The following is a 21,443-nucleotide window of genomic DNA, read 5'->3' on the forward strand; positions in this document are numbered from 1 at the left end:
CCGGGCCCGAGGACAGCTCGCCGTCCCGCGTCAGGCGGTGGGCGTCTCCATGAACGCGTCCAGCTGGTCGCGGTCGCGGGGGTGGGTGAGGCGGTTGCGGGCGGCCGTGGGGGAGAGCCAGATCAGCCGGTCGACCTCGTCGTTGGGTACGAACGTGCCGCCGGCCGCCTCGGCCGCCCAGTAGGTGACCTCTTTCGGACGCCCGTTGACCAGGTACCGGGACGTGGGCAGCCGGGAGCCCGGGGTGCAGCGGTGGCCCGTCTCCTCGAGGACCTCGCGCAGGGCACCCTCCAGCGCGGTCTCGCCGCGCTTCAGCTTCCCCTTCGGGTAGGACCAGTCGGCGTAGCGGGGCCGGTGGACCAGGCAGATCTCCAGTCCTCCGTCGTACGGGGACCGGCGCCACAGCACGCAGCCCGCGGCCAGAACGGGGCCGTCGGCGTGGGTGCCCGGGTGGTGGCTCACGGCGCCGTCACCGTGGCTACCGCGTACGGCCAGGTCTCCCGGAACACGCTGCGCGCCGCCTCCACCTCGTGCCGCTGGTCGGCGTGGAGCACCCCCAGGGCGTACGCCGTCGCCGGGGCGATCCGCGGGGTGCGGGCGGCGGCCTCCGCGGCGGCGGCGGCCTCCGCCGCGTCCCGGTGCAGGTCGAGTGCGTGCCCCGCCCCGGCGAGCACGGGATCGGAGGCACCCTGGACCACTTCGTGGGCGTACCGGTGCAGCCGCAGCAGCAGGCGGGCCTGGTGCCAGAGCGCGTCCTGCGCGTCGTTGTACGGCTCCACCGTCTCGTCGGGCGGCAGCGCGGCCACCGCACCGAGCATCCGCTGCTCGGCCCGCTCCGCGGGGCCGTTCAGCACGTCGGCGGCCGGGGCCGCGGCGGCGGGCGCCAGGGGGACGTCGGAGGCGAGGAGCGCGACGGCGTCGGCGACCGCGTGGAAGCGGGAGGAGCCGAGCGCCTGGAGCGCCGCCGAGTGGGCGCGGGTCCTGGCGAGGGTCAGCCGGCGTTCGAGGAGGGCCCCGGCCCGCGCCGCACCGACGCCGAGCGCTGCTCGCTCCTTGTCGCGGGTGTCGCCGGAGTCCTCGTCGGCCGCGGGTGCTGCCGCCCGCGCTGCCGGGAGCGAGGCGCCCGACAGCTGGTGGAGTGCTTCCAGCAGCCTGGCCAGCCGGGTGGCGTAGGCGTGTTCGCGGGCCAGCGTGCCGGAGAGCCAGGCCAGTTCCGTGCGGAGCTGGTCGGCCCAGACCGGGTCGACCACGCCCCGGAAGGTGTGCAGTGTGCCGCTGATGCGGCGTGCGGAGCGGCGCAGCGAACCGGCGGCCTTCTCGGCCCCTTGCGTGCCGGCGTCCGTCGGGGCGCTGTGCTCGCGGTGCAGGCGCAGGCTCCGCAGGAAGCCGGCGGCCTGTTCCCGCAGGTAGGGGGCGAGGACGTCCTCGGCGGGGAGGTCCGGTGCCTGCGTCGTCGTCAGCTGGTCAGGGCGTCGCACGCCGGCGCCTCCGTGCGTCGATGAGCATCTCTTGTACGTGCCGCAAGGGCTGGCCGTCCGCGTCCGAGGCGTGCCGGGTCCAGTTCCCGTCGGGACCCAGGTGCCAGGAGGACGTGGTGTCGGACATGCCTGTTTCGAGGAGCCTCGAGAGGGCGGCGCGATGCGCGGGGTCGGTGACCCGGACCAGTGCTTCGATCCGGCGGTCGAGGTTGCGGTGCATCATGTCGGCGCTGCCGAACCAGACTTCGGGCTCGCCGCCGTTGCCGAAGGCGAAGACCCGGGAGTGTTCGAGGAAGCGGCCCAGTATCGAGCGGACCCGGACGTTCTCGGAGAGCCCGCTGACGCCGGGGCGGATCGCGCAGATGCCGCGTACCCAGATGTCGACCGTCACGCCGGCCTGCCCGGCCCGGTAGCAGGCGTCGATGATCGCTTCGTCGACCATGGAGTTGACCTTGATGCGGACGTAGGCGGAGCGGCCCGCGCGGTGGTGGGTGATCTCCTTGTTGATGCGGGCGATCAGTCCGTCACGCAGGGACTTCGGGGCGACCAGCAGCCGGCGGTAGGTCTCGCGGCGCGAGTAGCCGGAGAGGCGGTTGAAGAGGTCGGAGAGGTCCGCGCCGACCTGCGGGTCGGCGGTGAGCAGGCCGAGGTCCTCGTACAGCCTGGCGGTCTTGGGGTGGTAGTTGCCGGTGCCGACGTGGGAGTAGCGGCGCAGCGTGTCGCCCTCCTGGCGTACGACGAGCGACAGCTTGCAGTGGGTCTTGAGGCCGACGAGGCCGTAGACGACGTGGCAGCCGGCCTCCTCCAGCTTGCGCGCCCACTTGATGTTGGCCTGCTCGTCGAAGCGGGCCTTGATCTCGACGAGGACGAGGACCTGCTTGCCGGACTCGGCGGCGTCGATCAGGGCGTCCACTATCGGGGAGTCGCCCGAGGTCCGGTACAGGGTCTGCTTGATCGCGAGGACGTCCGGGTCGCCCGCCGCCTGTTCCAGGAAGGCCTGGACGGACGTGGAGAACGAGTCGTACGGGTGGTGCAGCAGCACGTCCCGTTCGCGCAGGGCGGCGAAGATGTCGGGCGCGGAGGCGGACTCGACCTCGGCGAGATCGCGGTGGGTGCCCGCGATGAACTTGGGGAACTTCAGCTCGGGCCGGTCCAGCGACGCTATGCCGAACAGCCCGGTGAGGTCGAGCGGGCCGGGCAGCGGGTAGAGCTCGGTCTCGGAGATCTTCAGCTCGCGTACGAGCAGGTCCAGCACGTACGGGTCGATGGACTCCTCGACCTCCAGGCGCACCGGCGGGCCGAAGCGGCGCCGCATGAGCTCCTTCTCCAGGGCCTGGAGCAGGTTCTCGGCGTCGTCCTCCTCGACCTCCAGGTCCTCGTTCCTGGTGACCCGGAACATGTGGTGGGCGAGGACCTCCATGCCGGGGAAGAGCTCTTCGAGGTGGGCCGCGATGATGTCCTCGATGGGGACGTAGCGCTGCGGCGACGCCTCCAGGAAGCGGGTGAGCAGCGGCGGCACCTTGACGCGGGCGAAGTGGCGGTGGCCGCTGACCGGGTTGCGTACGACGACGGCGAGGTTGAGCGAGAGGCCGGAGATGTACGGGAAGGGGTGCGCGGGGTCGACGGCCAGCGGGGTCAGCACGGGGAAGACGCGCTGCCGGAAGAAGGTGAACAGGCGGGCCTGTTCCTTCTCGGTCAGCTCGGGCCAGCGGATGAGCTGGATGCCCTCGTCGGAGAGTGCGGGCGCGATGTCCTGCTGGTAGCAGGCGGCGTGCCGGGCCATGAGCTCGCGCGAGCGGGTCCAGATCAGGTCGAGGACCTCGCGGGGCTGGAGGCCGGACGCGGAGCGGGTGGCGACGCCGGTGGCGATACGGCGCTTGAGTCCGGCCACCCGGACCATGAAGAACTCGTCCAGGTTCGAGGCGAAGATGGCGAGGAAATTAGCCCGTTCGAGGAGTGGGGTGGCGGGATCCTCGGCCAGTTCCAGCACTCGTTCGTTGAATGCGAGCCAACTGCGTTCCCGGTCGAGGAACCGGCCCTGCGGCAGCTCTTCGCCGTCCGTCTCCGGCTCGTACGCGTCGGCGTCGTTGTCCAGATCGGGGTCCAGGTCAGCGGCTGTGGACAGGCCCGCGGGCGCGGACGACGAGCCGGCGACGGCATTCGGCCGGTGCGCGGCGAGGGAGCCGACCGACGGCTGGGCGGGCTGGACCGGGACCTCGGAGCTGGGCTGCTGGCTCATGGACCTATTCTTCCGTGCGTTCGGCTCCAGGGGCGCGTCGGAGCCGTTAAAGATCACGGAAGATGCGGGAGAGGGCGGAGGACCGGGTTCGCTCCCGTTGCGGGGGGTGGGCAGAGCTGGCTGCATCCCGTGAGGGTCGCAAGCGTGTCTGAATGGCTGGTAACGGCGACATGACATGCAGGAAGCGGTGTGACTGCGGGGGTGTCCCCGTTCACCGTATGTGTCCTCCCTGTCCGGGCACCCCCCGGGCCCGGACAGGGAGGTTTCTCAGCCGTGGCGGCGCCGCAGCACGCGGAAGGCGAGTGCGAGGGCCAGGGCGGCGAAGGCGAGGAGGATGCCTGTCTCGACGAGCTGGAGCGGCCAGAAGTGCGAGGCGGGGTGGTAGTCGAGGTAGGCGCCGGTGACGTCGTGCTCGGTCAGGCATCGCTTCATGAACGTCTCGTCGGCCCGCGGCAGGCACACCTCCCACGGCAGCCGTTCACCGCTGCCGGTGACCCGGCCGAGGTCGATGACCCAGGAGGTGTTCGGAATGCCTGAGTTCCCTTCGGTCGGGCGGATCACGGTCCGCAGGGGCCAGAGGCTGCTCCGGAGGCTCGCCAGCGTCGTGATCACCGTGCCCATGACGAGTGCGGCCACCGACATCGCGGCCACCGTGCGGCGCACCAGCAGCCCCGTGAGCGCGCCCACGGCGATGCCGAGCAGCGTGCAGCCGATGACCGCGGGGGGTGTCGCGGCGAAGACCGGTGCCTCGTACCAGTAGAGCGGGCTCTCGACGCCCGCCCGTGGCCGTGCCCAGGTGAAGACGGCGGACAGCAGGGACACACCGGCGACCAGCAGCACGGCCGGGACGGCGAGCTTGGCGGCCAGCCAGCGCGTGGGTGTCACGGACTGGGTCCAGGCCATGCGGTACGTACCGCTCTCCAGCTCCCTGGCGATCACGGGGCCGGCGACGAACGCGCTGACGACCCCGGGCAGGACCGTGAGTATCAGCGACGCGTAGGTCAGCACCCTGCTGTACAGGTACATGGCGTCGCTGAAGTCCCTGATCCGCTGGTCGCACTCGGGGCCGGAGACACCCGAGGCCTCGCAGGGGCCCGCCGCGAACGTGTCCATGACGTGGGACGTCCGCAGCGCGAAGACGACGAGGACGATGATTCCGGCCACGGCGACCAGGCCCGCGATCTGCAGGGCGCGCCGGTGCTGGCGCACGGCCACGCGGGCGGGGCCGCGCAGGGGGGTGAGGGTGCTCATACGGAGGCCTCCGCCTGGTTCGGTATGCGGGACGCGCTCGGTGTGAGGAGGGGCGGAGCCTCGGGGGAGCGGAGGTGGGCCAGCAGGAGCTCCTCCAGCGAAGGCTCCGTGACGTCCCAGGCGGTGAGGTCCACCGGGCCCTCCTTCCGTACGAGTGCGGTGAGCTGACGCCCCGTCGTACGTGACTCGACGACGGTGTGCGGGGCGAGGTCGCGGACCTGGCCGGTGAGTACGGCGTGCGCGGCGACGATGTCGTCGCTCTCGCCGCCGAGCCGGACCGTGCCGCCGTCGACGAGCAGGAGGTAGTCGCAGGCGCCCTCCAGCTCGGTGAGGATGTGCGACGACATCACGATGGTGGTGGAGTGCTCGGCGGCCTCGGCCATCAGGACGCCCATCAGCTGGTGCCGGGCGAGCGGGTCGAGGTCGGCCATCGGCTCGTCCAGCAGCATCAGTTCGGGCCGTTTGCCCAGCGCGAGTGCGAGGGCGAGCCGGGTGCGCTGCCCGCCGGAGAGCGTGCGGACCTTCGCGTCCTGCGGGAGCGGTCCGGCGATCCGTCCGGCGGCCTCGCCGTCCCAGGCGGCGGGGTTGAGCTCCCGGCCGGCCCACAGGGTGTCGGCCACGGTGAACTGCGGGTACAGGGGCTTGTCCTGGGACACGTAGGCGATACGCGGCCGGGCCTCGGCGGGGGTGGCGGAGCCGAGGACCCGCACCGTTCCCTCGGTGGGCCGGAGCAGGCCCGCCGCGAGGGTGAGCAGGGTGGATTTCCCGGCACCGTTGGGCCCGACGAGGGCGCACACCCGTCCGGCGGGCAGCCGGAACGAGCAGTCGCGCAGCGCCCACCCGGCCTTTCGCCCGTACTTCATACCGAGGCCGGTCGCCTCGATCGCGGCGCCTGTCATGAGTCCTGGTCCCCCTTGAATGTGCTGTCCAGTACGGCGGTGAAGAGAGCGCTCACGTCGTCCTTGTCCAGTCCCGCGGTGCGGGCCCTGCGGGCCCAGTCGGCGAGTTCGGCCCGCAGCGGTGCGTCGCCCGCGGCGGCCGCGCTGCCGAGGGTCCGGCGGACGAAGGTGCCGAGGCCGCGGCGGGCCTCGACGAGACCTTCGCGTTCGAGTTCGCGGTAGGCCTTGAGGACGGTGTTGGGGTTGATGGCGGTGGCCTCGACGACCTCGCGGGCCGTGGGCAGCCGGTCGCCGGGTTCCAGCACGCCCAGCCGGAGGGCCTGTTTGGTCTGCTGCACGATCTGCAGGTAGGTGGCGACGCCGCTGCGCCGGTCGATGCGGAACTCGACCGCTGCGGACTCGGCCATGTTCACCACCCTTTCACTAATTGAGTAGTGAAAGGGTGTCGCAAAGAAGGGGCGGCGTCAAGCGACGCCGCCCCCAGGGCCCTTGACGGAGCTGCCCGGTGTCAGGACTCCGTGCGGTACATCAGGTCGACCTCGTGCGTGGCGAAACCCATCCGCTCGTACACCGACAGGGCCGCCGGGTTGTCGGCATCGACGTAGAGCATCGCGTTCGGCAGCCCCTGCGCCGCCAGGTGGCGCAGCCCGATCGCGGTGAGCGCCTTGCCGAGGCCGCCGCCCTGGGCCTCGGGCAGGATGCCGACGACGTACACCTCGCCGAGCTGCTCCTCGGCGTGCACCTTCGTCCAGTGGAAGCCGATGATCGCGCCGTCGCGCTCGGCGAGGAAGAAGCCCTTCGCGTCGAACCACGGCGCGGCCTTGCGGTCGTCCAGGTCACGCTGGGAGAGGGAGCCCTGCTCGGGGTGGTGGGCGAAAGCCGCCCGGTTGACGGCGAGCCAGGCCGCGTCGTCCCGGCCCGGCACGAAGGTGCGGACGGTGACGCCCGGAGGCAGGACCGGCTCGGCGATGTCGATCGAGTCCAGGGGCCGGCGGAGCTGGCGCAGCTCCCGGAAGAGGGAGAGGCCGAGGACCTGGGCGAGGTGCCGGGCCGCCGACTTGCCGCCGTGCGCCCAGACCCGCAGCCGCTTCCCGGTCGCGGCGAGGAGGGCGGCGCCGAGGGCCCGGCCGTGCCCGTGGCCCCGGTGGGCGGGGTGGACGACGAGCTCGGCGGCGGGGGCCTCGACCGGGTCGGTGTCCTCCAGTTGCGCGTACCCGGCGAGTGTCCCGTCGGCGGTGAGCAGGAAGTGCCGGACGCCCTCGCGGTGCCCGCCCCTGAGCTGGAGCCGCCCCTGCTCGGAGACCGCCTCCCTGCCGTCGGTCCCGGCCGCCTCGCCGAGGAGGGCCAGGACGGCGTCGGCCTGCTCGGAGGTGAGCGCGTCGAGGGTCTCGATCGCCCGGCCGGGGGCGGGGAGGGGTACGTCAGTCGTCATGGGTACGAGCGTACGGGGCGGGGGTGGGGCGTTCCATGCCGTCGCGTCCGGCGCCGGGGGAACGGCCCCACCGAGCGGGTGCGGGGCCCTACTCGACTTCCTCGAAGCCGGGCGCGTTGTAGCCGGCCGGGCCGACGGTGACACGCAGGGTCTTGTAGCCGCCGTCGCCGTCACCGCCGTACTCGCTCCAGAACGTGCACGTGTAACCGGAGTCGGTGTCGAAGTCGTAGGCCTTCGCGGCCGGGATCTCGTCGCAGGAGAGCTTGCTCGCGTCGCTGCGCCCGGAAGCGGCACCGTACTGCTCGTTGAACTGGTGGTAGACCACCTTCGCGACCAGCAGGCCCTTGCCGGGCTCGGCGGTGTAGGAGGTGATGAAGCTGCCTTCGCGGTACGAGTCGCTGATCGTGACCTCGTAGGGGATCTCCGCCCCCTCGTACGTCACCGTGCATGTGCTGACCGCACCGGCCTTCTGCGTCACGCCGTCCGGGCAGTCGGCCGCTGTCGTGCCCGGCACCTTGGTGGACAACAGGACCGATTCGCGCAGCCGGTGCTCCACCTGCTTCGTGAACGACGCTCCGCGTGCGGGTGCGGGAGTGACCTTGAGGCCCTTGTCGCCGCTCTTGAGCACGTCCTTCTGGGGGCCGTCCACGACAACCGGCAGGGCCTTCCCCTGTGCGGCGGCGTCCCCGGACTTCTCGCTTCCTCCGGACGCGGACCCCGATGCGGAGCCGTCGTCGGACCCGCAGCCGGCGGTGAGCAGGCCTGCTGCGAGCAGGGCCACCAAAAACTTCGAATTCCTCATGAGGCGGAGAATATGGGGTGCTGCCGACAGGCCGGCCGGCTGCGCGGGGCCGCCTCGACGTGCGGTTACAGCGGGAATCACGGCATATTTCAGGGCCGGTGGGACCCGAAGCGCGCACCGGACGTGGATGCATCGCGCGTAGCGCTGATCAGCTTGTGGCGCTCCTGTCGTGCAACCGTGACAGTGGCGCACCGTCAGATGAGGTGCCCGGCGCGATATGTGAGGTTTGCTTGCTACGCGGCTTCTGGACCAGGAAGCAACCAGGTCGTAACCCCGTAACCCTGTCGCGCTACGCGCGTTGACTCTAGGCTGCGGCTCGCATGTGATACCGATTCACCACCCTCCGCTGAACTCACAAGGGGACCGATGTCAGCGACTCCGCAGAAGAACCGCGCGTCCAGGCGGGTGCTCGCCGCCGCGGCCGGTCTGGCCACCGTCGGCGCGCTCGTCGCCGCGATGCCGGCCGGCGCCCATGACCGAGGGCACGGCCACGGTCACGGCCACAAGTCCCGTACCGTCGACGTCCAGTTGCTCTCCTTCAACGACCTGCACGGCAACCTGGAGCCGCCGGCCGGTTCCGCCGGATCGGTCAGCGAGACGCAGGCCGACGGCACCGTGAAGTCGATCCCGGCCGGTGGCGTCGAGTACCTGGCGACCTCGCTGCGCACCGCGCGCGCGGGGCACCCGTACTCCGTCACCGCGGCCGGTGGCGACATGGTGGGCGCGAGCCCGCTGCTCTCCGGGCTCTTCCACGACGAGCCCACGATCGAGGCGCTCAACGGCCTCGACCTCGACGTGACGGCCGTCGGCAACCACGAGTTCGACGAGGGAGCCACCGAGCTGGCCCGTCTGCAGAACGGCGGCTGCCACCCGGTCGAGGGCTGCTACGAACAGGGCAAGAAGTTCAAGGGCGCGGACTTCCCGTACCTCGCGGCCAACGTGACGGCCGAGAAGACCGGCAGGCCGATCCTCAAGCCGTACACGGTCTGGAAGAAGAACGGCGTCAAGATCGGCTTCATCGGGGTGACCCTGGAGGGCACGCCGAACATCGTCACGGCCAACGGCGTCAAGGGCCTGAAGTTCCACGACGAGATCGAGACGGTCAACAAGTACGCCAAGGAACTGGACCGCCAGGGCGTCAAGTCCATCGTCGCGCTGATCCACGAGGGCGGGGCCCCGGCCTCCTCCTCGTACAACTACGACTGCGACAGCCCCGGCGCCGGTGACGGCATCTCCGGGCCGATCGTCGACATCGCGAAGGGCATCACGCCGAAGGTCGACGCCCTGGTCACGGGCCACACCCACCAGGCGTACGTGTGCACCGTCCCGGACCCTGCGGGCAACCCGCGCATGGTCACCTCGGCCTCCTCGTTCGGCAAGGTCTACACGGACACGACGCTCACCTACGACCGCAGGACCAAGGACATCGTCCGTACGTCGGTGAAGTCGGCGACGTCGGTGAACCACGTCGTCACCCGTGACCAGGCCAAGGCCACGGACATGACGGCGCTGATCGCCCGCTGGAACACGCTCGCGGCCCCGATCGCGAACCGGCCGCAGGGCTTCATCTCCGCCGACATCAACGGCCGCGGCTCCACGGCCCCCGAGAAGCCTCTCGGCAACCTGATCGCGGACGCCCAGCTGGAGGGCCTGGCCCCGGCGGACAAGGGCGGTGCGGTCGTCGCGTTCATGAACCCGGGCGGCATCCGCTCCGACCTCGTGTACGCGCCGTCCGGCAGCGAGGGCGCCGGAGTGGTGACGTACGGCGAGGCGTTCACCGTCCAGCCGTTCACCAACATGATGAACGTCGTCGACCTGACCGGCGCGCAGCTCGTCACCGCGCTCCAGCAGCAGGTCAGCGGCTCCAACGCGGCCTCGCCGAAGATCCTCCAGGTCTCGAAGGGCCTCACCTACACCCTCGACCTCACGAAGGCCGGCGCCGACCGTGTGGTCGCCGATTCGATCCGGCTGAACGGTGAGGCGATCGACCCGGCGAAGACGTACCGCGTCGCGATGAACGAGTTCCTCGCGGGCGGCGGCGACGGATTCGCGGCCCTCGGCCAGGGCACGAACAAGCTGGTCGGCCCGTCCGACCTGGACCTGTTCAACGCCTACCTGGCGGCGCACTCCACGGCCGCCGCGCCGCTGGCCCCGCCGGCCACGGACCGGATCACGATCGTGCAGTAGCCCTGCACGGCCCGGGAACGGGCCCAGGGACACCGATGGCCCGCCACGGGAAGTGGCGGGCCATCGGCTTGTTCAGGCCGGTCCGGGGACGAAGATCTCGTGTCCTCCCACGCGGCGCCACAGGATGTGCGTTACTCCTGGACGGACTTCGTCTCCGTACTGCCAGGTGGCACGACCGTCGGGAGCCCATGTCATCTCCATGACAGGGCGCGCGCCCTGCGGCAGGGAGATGCCCTGAACCGGCTTGACCCGGAGCCCGGGTCGGAACTGCCCTCGCTCCACATCCGGAACGAACTTCTTCCGGATGACGTCTTCGAAGCGCTTCTGCTCCTCAGGCTTCAGGGCCTTGAAGTCGCGCTTGAAGTGGGCAGTCGTCTCGAAAGTCGGCAATCGGGCCTCCCGGTGTCAGGGGTCAGTCTTCGTCGAGGTGCGCGAACATGCTGTCCGTGTCCTCGTGGACGGTGGTGCGCCCGGCAGCGATGTCCTCGCTGGTCCTGCGCTCACCCTCCTGCCACTCGGGGGTCCAGAACCAGGCCTGGTCGGAGCGGATCTTGGTGAGTCCGTGCACCGTCACTTCGCCGGCGCTGGTGATCTCGAACTCGAGCTCGTCGCCCTGTTCCACCCCGAGGGCGGCCCGAATGGCCTTGGGCAGCGTGACCTGCCCGTTCGTGCGCAGTGTGGCCGTGGCCGTAGTCATGTGATGACCTCCTACCTCTGTCGCCATCCCAGCCAACGTATCACGCAATCTCGAAGATTGAAAATTTGCGAAATTCGTAATTTTCCATCCGGGACGGCGGGGTGGAGATGGTTCGGTCCTGTTCCGCGATTGAAGTGGACCCGTCATAATTCAGGCCCGCTCCCCCCACGGCTGACCGGAGACGCATCCGCATGAGTCCGTACACCACCACACGCCGGACCTTCCTCACCGGAGCCCTCGCCGCCACCGCCGGAGTCGCTCTCGGCGCGCCACCCGCCCACTCCGCACCCGCGAGGGTCCTCGGCACCCAGGACTGGATGGCCGGCATCGCCGACGCCACCCCGCTGCGACGCCTCACCATCCCGGGAACGCACAACTCGGGTGCGCGCTACGGCGGCCCCTGGACGGCATGCCAGAACACCACGATCGCCGAACAGCTCAACAGTGGCATCCGCTTCCTCGACATACGCTGCCGGATCAGCGGCGACGCGTACGCCATCCATCACGGGGCCTCGTACCAGAACCTGAACTTCGACGACGTCCTGGGCGCCTGCCGGGACTTCCTGGCCCAGCGGCCGTCGGAGACCGTACTGATGCGGGTCAAGCAGGAGTACTCCGAGGAGAGCGACGCCGCGTTCCGGCGGATCTTCGACATCTACCTCGACGGCAAGGGCTGGCGCCCGCTCCTGCGCCTCGACTCCGCGCTCCCGGACCTCGGCGGGGCGCGGGGCAAGGTCGTGCTGCTCGCCGACAACGGAGGCCTGCCGGGGGTCCGGTACGCCGATTCCGCGCTCTTCGACATCCAGGACGACTACATGGCCGAGCCGTTCGGCAAGTACCCGAAGATCGAGGCGCAGTTCCGCAAGGCCGCACAGCAGCCCGGCAAGCTGTTCATGAACTACGTGAGCACCGCCGCCCTGATGCCGCCGCGCTGGAACTCCGACCGGCTCAACCCGCAGGTCCACTCGTTCCTCGACGGGGCGGAGGCGACGGGCTGGACCGGGCTCGGCATCGTCCCGCTCGACTATCCGGCGACCCGGTCGGGGCTGGTCGAGTCACTGATTCGGCACAACCCGGCGGGCTGAGGCGTCGGACCCGGTGGCGGCGGGGTCAGGCGGTGCGCGCGGCCCGTTTGACGGCGTAGGCGCACAGCCGGGTTCCGTACAGGTCCAGGGCGTCGTCAGGGTCCTGGTCGTAGTGGGCGGCCACCTCGTGCCACCGGTCCCAGGCGTAGAGCCGGGCGTGGCGGCGGTCGTCGTCCGTACGCGCCGGGGTGTCGGCCCGGCGGTTGTTCAGCCACCACTGCCACTCCTGGTGAGCGGCCGGGTCGGCTGTGAGCTCCTCGTCCGGCCGACGGGCGGCTTCGGGACGCCGGTCCCGGGCGAGAGCGGCGGTGATGTACGCGGCAGGCCGTGCGGGGCGCCAGTCGACGGCCAGGCCGATGAGTTCGGCCGCGATGTCGTGCGCCTCCAGGCCCCGGTCGATCAACGGGCGCAGCGCGAAGCCCAGTCGGCGGAGTCCTTCGCGCCGGGTCCAGCCGACGAGGGGCCGGACCTGCCGGGCGATCCCGATGTCGCGGGCCACCTGCCACGGGCTCCGGGGCGAGGGGCGGCCACCACTCCCCCTGACTCTCCTGGTGCTGCGGTTCGCCCGCGAGGTGTAGTTGATCCCACCGTCAAGGTCAGCGCGAGGCACATCGTGGTGGGGCACAGGAGAATGGGGTGCACGCGATGCGGGACGGACCGCGCCTTGGTGCCGGTTGTCCACAGGGTGTGGGGTGGCGCGGCCGGCGCCGACCGCGCGCATCCGCCCCTCGGCCGTCACTCCGAGCAGCCGGGCGCCGTAGCCGGTGCCGTCGAGCCGGTGCCCCATGGCGGTGTCGTACGCTGCCGGGATCGTTGCCGCGTAGATGGTTGCCGTGGCCGTGTACGAGCGGCCCGGGAGCCTCAGGTTCTTCTTGCTGCCGTGTCTGTGCCAGGCCAGCGCGCCGAGCTCCCGCAGCACCCGGACATGGCGCTTCACCGTCGCCGTCGACACTCCGCACCGGGCAGCGGTGCCTTCGAGGTCGTACAGGACGAGTCCCAGTCGGTAGTCCATCCGCGCCGCGAGATCCCGGGCCACGGCGAGCGTGGTCCCGCCCGCGCGCGGGTGGAGGCCCGCGCCGACCAGCCACGTCACGGCGGGCAGCCACGCGCGCGGCTGGGAGCGGCGGGCGGACGTCGAGTCGACCTCCTGCGAGGCGCGGGGAACGCGGGTCCATACCGGATCAGGGCATGCCGGAGGAGCGCAGCGCGAAGCCGCGCCGGTGGTGCGGCGCATCAGGGTCCGTAGTAGGGGCGGGGCGGGCCGACGACCAGGCCTGCCGGTGGATCACGGCGGGCGGTAGGCCTCAACGCCGTGCGGGCGCGCGAGCTGAGCGCTATGCGGCAGTTCTCGCGTCCCCGGAGAGCGTGAACCAGACCGCCTTGTGGCTGGGTGCGCAGCACCCGCAGACGTCCGATCCCCACGCGAGGGCAAGTGCCTCCAGGAGAAACAGCCCCCGCCCGCGCTCCTGCGCGGGGCCGGTGCGGACCCCGCCTGCCGGGGGCGCGGTCCAGGGCGCGTCGTCGGCGACGGAGACGGTCACCTGCTCCGGGCCGACCGCCACATGGACGCGGATCAGCGAAGTGCGGGTATGGCGGTGGGCGTTGGCCACGACCTCGGTGACGCAGAGGCGGGCGTCGTCGACGATGCCGCTGTGCGGGGTGCCGGTGAGCAGCGAGGCGACGAAGTGCCGGGCGATCCCGGCCGAACGTGCGGTGTTGGGGAGGGAGAGCCGGTAGTTCTCGCCGTCCTGCCGGTGTGGTGATGCGGAGGGTGCGGTGGTGTTGGCGCTGGTCATGTCGGTCTCCCCACGTGATGCGATCCGAACTGGCGCGCTGCTCGTTGACCGTGCGGGCGTGCCCGTCAGAGGGCGCGTCCGTGTGGTCGTACGTCGAGGGGCCCGTGCGCTGCGCGGGGTGCTAACGAAAGTACCTTGCCGCATAACTAGTGATACGCCTCGATGTTCTGGGTAACGAGCGCGCAGTGGTTCGGGTACGGCCAGACTGGGATTCGAGGGAAGGGAGATCTTGATGCCGCCAAGGAAGCTGCTCACGGTGCGGCAGCGCCGACTCGGCTCCGAACTACGGAGGTTGAGGGAGCGCGCGGGTATGACGCTCGCCCAGGCTGCCGAGCGGCTGGGAGCAGACCGCACCACCGTCAGCAACACGGAGTCCGGACGGTTCGGAGTGAGCCCTCAGCGGGTTCGCATGTGGGCCGACCACTACAAGTGCCCCGACGAGGCGTACGTCAATGCGCTCGCCGCCATGGCCGGAGAGCGGGTGAGCGGATGGTGGGAGCACTACCGTGGCGAGCTGGCGACCGACGCCCTCGATCTCGCCGAGCTGGAGCATCACGCTGCTGCCATCCGCTCCGTGCAGGTCATGTATATGCCGGGTCTGTTGCAGACCGAGGGCTACGCGCGCAGCGTCTTCGCCGAAAGTGTCCCTCCGCCGAGCCCGACACGCCAACGGCGTCTGCTGTCCCATCGGTTGCAACGCCGCGATGTCCTCGACCGGCCGGACCCGCCCGCCTGTACGTTCCTGATCCACGAGGCGGCGTTGCGGATGACCTACGGGGGCGTGGCTGTCGCGCGAGGCCAACTTGCCCATCTCCTGACTGAATCAGATCGTGGCAACGTCACCGTCAGGGTGATTCCCTTTGCTGCCGGTGGCTTCCCGTTCGCAAGCAGTTCGGCACACTACGTGTGCGGAGTCGTCCCGCAGCTCGACACCGTGCAGGTGGACACCGCGACCGGTTCGTCCTTCCTGGACGCCGAAACGAGCCTGGTGAACTGGCGTTTCGCTCTGGACCGGACCGAGGAGCGGTCCCTCGACCCAGTCGGTTCGCGGGATTTCATCCTGAAGATCGCACAACAAGCATGAAGGCGTGAGGATCATGGAAATCCAATGGCGCAAGTCCTCGAAGTCCTCGAACGCCGAGGGCTCGGACTGCCTCGAACTCGCCGAGCACGAAGGCGAGATACTGCTCCGCGAGAGCGACCACCCGGGCGTGGTCGTACGCACCACCCGCGCCAAGCTGCGGGCCTTCCTCGGCGGCGCCAAGGAGGGCGAGTTCGACGATCTGGCTTGAGCGGGCGCACGGGGGGCCTTCGAACTCGACCGCGCAATCCTGCCCGGCACACTCACCGGTGTGAGGGCTGCAGGCCGACGTTCTCGCGTACGCCGAGCGGTCGATATCAAAGCCGTTGCCGGAGTCCGTGCGGACAGTCGATCATGGGCCGATGAGCGAATTGCCTGACCGGCAGGTCCCGGATCTGGATGCGCTGTCGGTGCTCTGGGAACAGCGATGGCCGGCCCTGCCCGGGGATCTTCAGATGCGGCACGCCCACCCTGATCGGTGGGTGCGCTTCCACAGTCTTCCCGGATCCAAGCGATACCCCGAAAACGACGACGAGTACGCAATCATGCTTGATCGTCATCACGCCGTGCTGAACGAGCTGGGGCCACATGACACTGAGCTGTACGTGATCACCCGTGAATGGAACTGGGATGCCGAACCCGTCACGCGCATGCCCCAACTGGCGCAGGTCGACCCGGATGCCCGGCACTGGGGCAGCCACGTCCACGACGATGAGTTCCCGGATGACATCGTTTACGAGCACGAATACGTCAGTGTTCGCCCTCGCACCAGGCGGGAGCTCTCCCCGCTGTTGAGGTTGGTCGCTGATGAGGTGATCGCGGGAGTCACGCTGGCTCCGCTCGACCTTCGCTGGTTGTACCACCCGTACGACGGAGGCGGGGATGTCTACGCTTCAAGCGCCAGCGTCACCGGCCTCAGGGCGGCACATCCCGATTGGCTCTCCACCCACCCGAGTGGTATGTGAGGCTTGTGGGGCTGCTCACCCGGGCCGGTCCCGACGAGTTCTGCCGCCGTCTGTGATCCGGCCGCCCCCGCTCACAGCTCCGGCGGCGGCTGCGGTGCGCCCGGCAGACGGATCGAGGCCACCGTGCCCTCGCCGCCGGAGGGCGGGCGCAGGGCGATCTCGCCGCCCGCCTGCTGGACCGTGCGGGCCACGATGGACAGTCCGAGCCCGGATCCGGGGAGCTGGCGGGCCGAGGGGGAGCGCCAGAAGCGTTCGAAGACGTGCGGGAGTTCCTCGGCCGGGATGCCGGGACCGCGGTCCCTCACGGTCAGCTCGCCGCGGTACAGGGCGACGTCGATCGTGCCGCCGGGCGGGCTGAACTTCACCGCGTTGTCCAGGACGTTGACGACCGCCCGCTCCAGCGCGGCCGGCTCGGCCCGTACGTACCAGGGGGCCAGCTCGGCGGTGATCGTCATATCGGGGCCGCGCAGCCGGGCGCGTTGCAGAGCGGTGCGGGTGATGTCGTGCAGGGCGACCACCTGGAGGGGGCCGGGCTCGGCGGCGTCCGGGCGGGAGAGCTCCTGGAGGTCGCCGATGAGGGCCGCCAGCTCGGTCATCTGGGCCTTCACCGAGGCCATCAGGGCCTTGCGGTCGTCGGGCGGGATGGCCCGGCCGGTCTCGTCGCTGCGGGCGAGCAGCTCGATGTTCGTACGGAGCGAGGTGAGCGGGGTGCGCAGCTCGTGCCCGGCGTCCGCGATGAGCTGCGACTGGCGGTCGCGCGAGGTGGCCAGCGAGCTGGTCATCGAGTTGAAGGAGCGCGAGAGCCGGGCGATCTCGTCCTCGCCCTCGGCCGGGATCCGCACGGTGAGGTCCTCGGTACGGGCGACGTGCTCGACGGCGTCGGCGAGCTCGTCGACGGGCCGCAGGCCGGTACGGGCGATCCAGAGCCCGGCGGCGCCGGCCCCGACGACGCCGATGCCGGAGACGAAGAGGAGCATCCAAGCGAGGGTGGAGAGGGGCTCGTCGACCTCGCTCATCGGGCGGGCGACGGAGACCGCGAGGGTGTTGACGGGGGCGGGCCCGGGGCGGGTGAACTTGATCGGCCGGGTCAGGACCCGCAGCTGCTTGCCGTCGGTTCCGGTGACGGTGTGCAGGACTTCCTCCCGGTCCCCGCCGGCCACCGCGATGTCCGCGTCGGTCGTGGGGAAGGGGCCGCCCCGCGACGGGGCGGCGCAGGGTTCGCCGGTGGTCGCGATGATCTGCACGCTGTACGAGCCGGGGGAAGGGCGCTGGCCGGCCGCCGTGCCCGCGCAGGCGTTGAGCAGGTTCTGGACGTACTCCTTGTCGATCGCGGTGGAGTTGCGCAGCGACTCGTCCAGCTGGTGCTCCAGCTGCTCGCGCGTCACGAACCAGCAGGAGGCGGCGACCGCGGCGACCGCCACCGCGACCGCCGTGGCGACCAGCAGGGCGAGGCGGGAGCGGAGCGGCAGCGTGCGGAAGCGGCGGAGCAGGCCGGTCACGCCTCACCGCCGCCGGAGCGCAGCGCGTACCCGACGCCCCGCACCGTGTGGACGAGCCGCGGCTCGCCGCCCGCCTCGGTCTTGCGGCGCAGGTACATCACGTACACGTCCAGGGAGTTGGAGCTGGGTTCGAAGTCGAAGCCCCAGACGGCCTTGAGGATCTGCTCACGGGTCAGCACCTGCCGGGGGTGGGCCAGGAACATCTCCAGCAGGGTGAACTCGGTGCGGGTCAGCTCGACCCGGCGGGTGCCCCGGGTGACCTCGCGGGTGTTCAGGTCCATCCGGAGGTCGGCGAAGGCCAGTACGTCGTTGTCGGGTACGGCCCCGCCCGCCGCGACCGCGTACGAGCTGCGGCGCAGCAGGGCCCGGATGCGGGCGAAGAGTTCGTCCAGCTCGAAGGGCTTCACGAGGTAGTCGTCGGCGCCCGCGTCGAGGCCGGTGACCCGGTCGCCGACGGTGTCGCGGGCGGTGAGCATCAGGATGGGGGTGGTCGTGCCGGTGGCCCGGATGCGCCGGGCGGCGGTGAGGCCGTCCATGCGGGGCATCTGGATGTCCAGGACGATCAGGTCGGGGGCGTACGACTCCGCCTTGGCGAGGGCGTCGTAACCGTCCACGGCGACCTCGGTGCCGTACCCCTCGAAGGCGAGGCTGCGCTGCAGTGCCTCGCGCACGGCGGGCTCGTCGTCGACGATCAGGACGCGCTGCGGATCGTCTTCGGCGGGGCTCATCGCTACGTCGTCCTCTTCCTTCGTGTGACGGTTCCTGTGTGCTGTGCTCTCAGCCTCGCACGGCCGTCGCACGGCGTCGCGCGGCGCGGCGCCCGCGGCCGGTGGTGGCGGTGCGGACCGCCGCGGTGTCGGTACCGGGGTTCATGGCGACCTCCTCGTCAGGAGCCGTTGCCGGCGCGCAGGGTGTCCAGGTCGGCCTTGACGGTGTCGACCGGGATGGCGAAGCCGAGGCCCACGCTGCCCGCCGCCGAGCTGCCTGAGCCGCTCGCCGAACTGGGGGAGTACATGGCGGAGTTGATGCCGATGATCTCGCCGTCCATGTTGATGAGCGCGCCGCCGGAGTTGCCGGGGTTGAGCGAGGCGTCGGTCTGGAGGGCCTTGTACGTGGTCTTGGACGTGCCCGTGTCGCCGTTGAACTGCTGCCCGCCGAACTCGAACGGCCAGTTTCCACCGCCCTGTTGCTGCTGCTGTTCCTGCCCGGAACTGTCTTCGTCCTTGGCGACCGTGACATCGCGGTCCAGGGCCGAGACGATGCCGCTGGTGACCGTGCCGGTGAGGCCTTCGGGCGAGCCGATCGCCACGACCTGGTCGCCGACCTTCACCGAGGAGGAGTCGCCGAGGGAGGCGGTCTTCAGCCCGCTCGCGTCCTGGAGCTTGATGAGCGCCAGGTCCTTGTCGGCGTCGGTGCCGACGACGTCGGCGGTGTACGTCTTGCCGGTGCTCAGGGCCACCTTGATCTGAGAGGCCCCCGAGATCACGTGGTTGTTGGTGATGATCTCGCCGTCCGAGGTGATGACGACGCCGGAACCGGTCGCGTCACCCGCCGAGGACGTCGCGCTGATCTCGACGATCGCCGGTGACACGGCCGCCGCCACGCCGGAGACGGTGCCCGCGCTGCTCTGCGAGACGTTGGTGCCGCTGACGACGCTGCCGGTGCCGGTGCTGTTCGAGCCGCCGTCCGCGAGTTCGCCGATGAGGGTCGCGGTGCCGCCGCCGATCGCCGCCGCGGCGATCGCCACGGCGGCGAGGAGGGCGAGGGGCCGCTTGACCCTGCGCTCCGGGGCCGGGGCCGGGGCGTGGGCGTGGGCCGGGTCCGGTGCGGGGACGGGGGCGGGCTCCGGGGCGGGCCAGGCGTGGGGGCCGGGCTCCGCGGCGGCGTGCTGTGGGGGTTGGTACGCCGGCGGCGGCGGGTAGGCCGCCTCGCCGTTGCCGTACGAGGGGTACATCGGGTACTCGCCGCTCGGGCGGTGGCTGTCGGTCATGACTACGAGAGTGGACAGCGAACATGAGAAGGGCCTGAGTACGTCCTGAGAAGCCCGGCAGAACCGTGTATGCCCCACATAAGGGACGCGCGGCTACGGCGCGGTGACCGTCGGTTCCCCGCAGCCGCACGAGCGCCGCACCACGAGCGCGGACGGGAACTGCTTCAGACGCTCGCGCCGGGACCCCGAGACCCGCAGGGAGTCGTCGAGGACCAGGTCCACGGCCGCCCGTGCCATCGCGGGACGGTCGGAGAAGACGGTCGTCAGCGGCGGATCCGTCAGGCCCGCCTCCTTCACGTCGTCGAAGCCCGCGACCGCGAGCTCCCCGGGCACATCGATCCGCAGCTCACGGGCAGCCCTCAGCACACCGATGGCCTGGTCGTCCGTCGAGCAGAAGATCGCCGGCGGTCTGTCCGGGCCCGCGAGCAACTTCAGGGCCACCTGGTAGGCGTCGTAGCGGTTGTACGGGGCGTGGAAGAGCCGGCCGTCCGTGGACCGCCCCGACTCGTGCATCGCCCGGCGCCAGCCCTCGATGTGGTCGGCGACCGGGTCGCCGACCACCGGGGTCGACTCCATGCCGCCGAGGCACGCCACGTACTCGTTGCCGTGCTCCAGGAGGTGGCGGGTGGCGAGCTGTGCGCCGCCGATGTCGTCCGTGACGACCGCGACGTCGTCGATGGCCTCGGGCCGCTCGTGCAGCAGCACGACGCGGGCGTCCCAGGCCTCTATCTCGGCCGCCGCCCGCTCGCTGGGGCCCTGGCTGACGAGGATCAGTCCGGATACCCGCATGCCGAGGAAGGCGCGCAGGTAGTGGACCTCGCGCTCGTCGCGGTAGTCGGAGTTGCCGACGAGCACCATTTTCCCGCGCTCGGCGGCGGCCTGTTCGACCGCGTGCGCCATCTCCGCGAAGAACGGCTGGCGCGCGTCCGGCACGATCATGCCTATGAGGTCGGTCCGCCGCGAGGCCATGGCCTGGGCGACCCTGTCGGGCCGGTACCCCAGCTCCTTGATCGCGGCGAGTACCCGCTCGCGCGTGGCCGGGGCAACCGGCCTGGGTCCGTTGTTGATGACGTAGCTGACGACCGCGGTCGACGTCCCCGCCAGTCTCGCCACATCGTCCCGCGTCACCTTGGCCACGCGCGGCAGTCTACGCGGATCGACCTACCGCTTGGCAGGTCGGACCGGGGCTTCTTCCGTGATCCCGGCTTTCACGGACTGCTCCGAACGGGTTACGCCGTCCTCCACCGGCTTCGCTGCCGCCCTGGCCTTGGCCTCCTCGGAGCCCCGTTCCACCTTCTCCGGTGCGACGAAGCGGTAGCCGACGTTGCGGACGGTGCCGATCAGCGACTCGTGCTCGGGGCCGAGCTTGGCGCGCAGCCGCCGTACGTGGACGTCGACCGTGCGCGTACCTCCGAAGTAGTCGTAGCCCCAGACCTCCTGCAGCAGCTGGGCGCGGGTGAAGACCCGGCCCGGGTGCTGCGCGAGGTACTTGAGCAGTTCGAATTCCTTGAAGGTCAGGTCGAGGACCCGGCCCTTCAGCTTGGCGCTGTAGGTCGCCTCGTCGACGGACAGATCGCCGTTGCGGATCTCCATCGGGGAGTCGTCGGCGGTGATCTGCTGGCGGCCGGTGGCCAGCCGCAGCCGGGCCTCGACCTCCGCGGGGCCCGCGGTGTCCAGCAGGACGTCGTCGATACCCCAGTCGGCGGTGACGGCCGCGAGGCCGCCCTCCGTCACGACGAGGATCAGGGGACAGCCGGGTCCGGTGGACCGCAGCAGCTGGCACAGCGAACGCACCTGTGGGAGGTCCCGGCGGCCGTCGATGAGGATGACGTCGGCACCAGGGGTGTCGACGAGAGCGGGTCCCTCGGCGGGGGCGACCCGCACGCTGTGCAGCAGAAGGCCGAGGGCGGGGAGCACCTCCGTCGACGGTTGAAGGGCATTCGTCAGAAGCAGCAGTGAACTCATCGCCGCCCACCTGCCTGGGTCGTCGGTCGATCGTGCACGGTTCGCTCGCCCATTACGTCGGTCCTCCTCGTTCCCTG

The 21,443-nt window shown here is 70.8% G+C and carries 22 protein-coding genes; 5 read left to right on the forward strand and 17 right to left on the reverse strand.

What is annotated here, in order from left to right; all coding sequences use genetic code 11:
• Window positions 1–30: 30 nt before the first annotated feature.
• The 8 genes from ABZS61_RS26370 to ABZS61_RS26405 all read right to left on the reverse strand — a co-directional run bounded on the left by ABZS61_RS26370 (window position 31) and on the right by ABZS61_RS26405 (window position 8,101).
• Window positions 31–462 (reverse strand): NUDIX hydrolase, encoded by a 432-nt coding sequence (locus ABZS61_RS26370; RefSeq protein ID WP_356426135.1) that lies wholly within the window; start codon window positions 460–462, stop codon window positions 31–33.
• Window positions 459–1,478: a CHAD domain-containing protein gene (locus tag ABZS61_RS26375; protein ID WP_356426139.1), complete on the reverse strand. Its 1,020-nt coding sequence runs from the start codon at window positions 1,476–1,478 to the stop codon at window positions 459–461. The genes ABZS61_RS26370 and ABZS61_RS26375 overlap by 4 nt, the downstream gene beginning before the upstream one ends.
• Entirely contained in the window at window positions 1,465–3,717 is a 2,253-nt protein-coding gene (locus tag ABZS61_RS26380; RefSeq protein ID WP_356426142.1) for an RNA degradosome polyphosphate kinase, read from the reverse strand. Before ABZS61_RS26380 ends, ABZS61_RS26375 begins: the two co-directional genes overlap by 14 nt.
• A gap of 267 nt (window positions 3,718–3,984) precedes the next feature.
• The gene (locus tag ABZS61_RS26385; RefSeq protein WP_356426145.1) at window positions 3,985–4,968 is read right to left on the reverse strand and encodes a hypothetical protein; all 984 of its coding nucleotides are present in this window, start codon (window positions 4,966–4,968) and stop codon (window positions 3,985–3,987) included.
• Complete coding sequence (locus ABZS61_RS26390; RefSeq protein ID WP_356426148.1) at window positions 4,965–5,867, reverse strand: ABC transporter ATP-binding protein; 903 nt, start codon at window positions 5,865–5,867, stop codon at window positions 4,965–4,967. Before ABZS61_RS26390 ends, ABZS61_RS26385 begins: the two co-directional genes overlap by 4 nt.
• Entirely contained in the window at window positions 5,864–6,274 is a 411-nt protein-coding gene (locus ABZS61_RS26395) for a GntR family transcriptional regulator (RefSeq protein WP_329208763.1), read from the reverse strand. Before ABZS61_RS26395 ends, ABZS61_RS26390 begins: the two co-directional genes overlap by 4 nt.
• Before the next feature lie 101 nt (window positions 6,275–6,375).
• Window positions 6,376–7,299: a mycothiol synthase gene (gene mshD / locus ABZS61_RS26400; RefSeq protein WP_356426153.1), complete on the reverse strand. Its 924-nt coding sequence runs from the start codon at window positions 7,297–7,299 to the stop codon at window positions 6,376–6,378.
• A gap of 88 nt (window positions 7,300–7,387) precedes the next feature.
• Window positions 7,388–8,101 carry a DUF4333 domain-containing protein gene (locus ABZS61_RS26405; protein WP_356426156.1) on the reverse strand — a complete coding sequence of 238 codons (714 nt, stop codon included), beginning with the start codon at window positions 8,099–8,101 and terminating at the stop codon, window positions 7,388–7,390.
• Window positions 8,102–8,467: 366 nt separating this feature from the next.
• Between ABZS61_RS26405 and ABZS61_RS26410 the strand changes: the two genes are divergently transcribed.
• Window positions 8,468–10,288 carry a bifunctional metallophosphatase/5'-nucleotidase gene (locus ABZS61_RS26410; RefSeq protein WP_356426159.1) on the forward strand — a complete coding sequence of 607 codons (1,821 nt, stop codon included), beginning with the start codon at window positions 8,468–8,470 and terminating at the stop codon, window positions 10,286–10,288.
• Window positions 10,289–10,360: 72 nt separating this feature from the next.
• Here ABZS61_RS26410 and ABZS61_RS26415 read toward each other — a convergent pair whose 3' ends face one another.
• Window positions 10,361–10,678 carry a hypothetical protein gene (locus ABZS61_RS26415; protein ID WP_356426162.1) on the reverse strand — a complete coding sequence of 106 codons (318 nt, stop codon included), beginning with the start codon at window positions 10,676–10,678 and terminating at the stop codon, window positions 10,361–10,363.
• Between the two features lie 22 nt (window positions 10,679–10,700).
• Window positions 10,701–10,985 carry an AbrB/MazE/SpoVT family DNA-binding domain-containing protein gene (locus ABZS61_RS26420; RefSeq protein ID WP_356426165.1) on the reverse strand — a complete coding sequence of 95 codons (285 nt, stop codon included), beginning with the start codon at window positions 10,983–10,985 and terminating at the stop codon, window positions 10,701–10,703.
• 191 nt (window positions 10,986–11,176) lie between these two features.
• On the opposite strand from ABZS61_RS26420, the gene ABZS61_RS26425 reads away from it, so the two are divergent.
• Window positions 11,177–12,070 carry a phosphatidylinositol-specific phospholipase C domain-containing protein gene (locus ABZS61_RS26425; RefSeq protein WP_356426168.1) on the forward strand — a complete coding sequence of 298 codons (894 nt, stop codon included), beginning with the start codon at window positions 11,177–11,179 and terminating at the stop codon, window positions 12,068–12,070.
• Between the two features lie 25 nt (window positions 12,071–12,095).
• Here the strand turns inward: ABZS61_RS26425 and ABZS61_RS26430 are convergent, their stop codons facing one another.
• Window positions 12,096–13,304 (reverse strand): cell wall protein, encoded by a 1,209-nt coding sequence (locus ABZS61_RS26430; protein ID WP_356426171.1) that lies wholly within the window; start codon window positions 13,302–13,304, stop codon window positions 12,096–12,098.
• A gap of 100 nt (window positions 13,305–13,404) precedes the next feature.
• Entirely contained in the window at window positions 13,405–13,866 is a 462-nt protein-coding gene (locus tag ABZS61_RS26435; protein ID WP_356426174.1) for an ATP-binding protein, read from the reverse strand.
• Between the two features lie 232 nt (window positions 13,867–14,098).
• On the opposite strand from ABZS61_RS26435, the gene ABZS61_RS26440 reads away from it, so the two are divergent.
• The 3 genes from ABZS61_RS26440 to ABZS61_RS26450 all read left to right on the forward strand — a co-directional run bounded on the left by ABZS61_RS26440 (window position 14,099) and on the right by ABZS61_RS26450 (window position 15,912).
• The gene (locus tag ABZS61_RS26440) at window positions 14,099–14,950 is read left to right on the forward strand and encodes a helix-turn-helix transcriptional regulator (protein WP_356426178.1); all 852 of its coding nucleotides are present in this window, start codon (window positions 14,099–14,101) and stop codon (window positions 14,948–14,950) included.
• A gap of 13 nt (window positions 14,951–14,963) precedes the next feature.
• Window positions 14,964–15,158, forward strand: coding sequence for a DUF397 domain-containing protein (locus ABZS61_RS26445; RefSeq protein ID WP_356426563.1), 195 nt, complete (start codon window positions 14,964–14,966; stop codon window positions 15,156–15,158).
• Window positions 15,159–15,309: 151 nt separating this feature from the next.
• The gene (locus ABZS61_RS26450) at window positions 15,310–15,912 is read left to right on the forward strand and encodes a hypothetical protein (RefSeq protein ID WP_356426181.1); all 603 of its coding nucleotides are present in this window, start codon (window positions 15,310–15,312) and stop codon (window positions 15,910–15,912) included.
• Between the two features lie 71 nt (window positions 15,913–15,983).
• On the opposite strand, the gene ABZS61_RS26455 is transcribed toward ABZS61_RS26450, so the two are convergent.
• From ABZS61_RS26455 to ABZS61_RS26475, 5 genes are all read right to left on the reverse strand, one after another.
• Complete coding sequence (locus tag ABZS61_RS26455) at window positions 15,984–17,411, reverse strand: HAMP domain-containing sensor histidine kinase (protein ID WP_356426184.1); 1,428 nt, start codon at window positions 17,409–17,411, stop codon at window positions 15,984–15,986.
• Window positions 17,408–18,139 carry a response regulator transcription factor gene (locus ABZS61_RS26460; protein ID WP_356426187.1) on the reverse strand — a complete coding sequence of 244 codons (732 nt, stop codon included), beginning with the start codon at window positions 18,137–18,139 and terminating at the stop codon, window positions 17,408–17,410. Before ABZS61_RS26460 ends, ABZS61_RS26455 begins: the two co-directional genes overlap by 4 nt.
• 158 nt (window positions 18,140–18,297) lie before the next feature.
• Window positions 18,298–19,401 (reverse strand): trypsin-like peptidase domain-containing protein, encoded by a 1,104-nt coding sequence (locus tag ABZS61_RS26465; protein ID WP_356426190.1) that lies wholly within the window; start codon window positions 19,399–19,401, stop codon window positions 18,298–18,300.
• 93 nt (window positions 19,402–19,494) lie between these two features.
• Window positions 19,495–20,538 (reverse strand): LacI family DNA-binding transcriptional regulator, encoded by a 1,044-nt coding sequence (locus tag ABZS61_RS26470; protein ID WP_356426194.1) that lies wholly within the window; start codon window positions 20,536–20,538, stop codon window positions 19,495–19,497.
• A gap of 24 nt (window positions 20,539–20,562) precedes the next feature.
• The gene (locus tag ABZS61_RS26475) at window positions 20,563–21,366 is read right to left on the reverse strand and encodes a response regulator transcription factor (RefSeq protein ID WP_356426197.1); all 804 of its coding nucleotides are present in this window, start codon (window positions 21,364–21,366) and stop codon (window positions 20,563–20,565) included.
• Window positions 21,367–21,443: the final 77 nt, after the last annotated feature.

It is taken from the genome of Streptomyces sp. NPDC005566 (assembly GCF_040605575.1).
In the GTDB taxonomy this organism is placed as follows: Bacteria; Actinomycetota; Actinomycetes; order Streptomycetales; family Streptomycetaceae; genus Streptomyces.